Source organism: Staphylococcus pasteuri, from assembly GCF_030547725.1.
GTDB classification, from domain to species: Bacteria; Bacillota; Bacilli; order Staphylococcales; family Staphylococcaceae; genus Staphylococcus; species Staphylococcus pasteuri.
The window spans coordinates 1-257 of sequence record NZ_JAUOQO010000545.1; the positions used below are offsets into that span (position 1 = coordinate 1).

1 protein-coding gene is annotated in these 257 nt (G+C 50.2%); it reads right to left on the minus strand.

Annotation, left to right across the window (positions count from 1 at the left end):
- Positions 1-257: fumarate hydratase (locus tag Q4528_RS14670; protein ID WP_303522392.1), on the minus strand; the 257-nt coding region annotated here is incomplete at both ends.

Consider the following 257-nt stretch of genomic DNA (forward strand, 5'->3'; position numbering starts at 1 on the left):
GTTCTTCGTCTGCATTCTCTGCGCCTTTTGCGATTAAATCTTGAATGTCTACCGGGTCCATTAGCGATTCTGTCGCCATCACAGCGGCTTTCTCAGCCGTACCACCAATACCGATACCAACCATGCCAGGCGGACACCAGCCTGCGCCCATAGTAGGTAGTGTTTTAAGCACCCATTCAGCCACCGAATCAGAAGGATTTAACATCACCATCTTAGATTTGTTTTCGCTACCACCGCCCTTCGCAGCCACCATAATC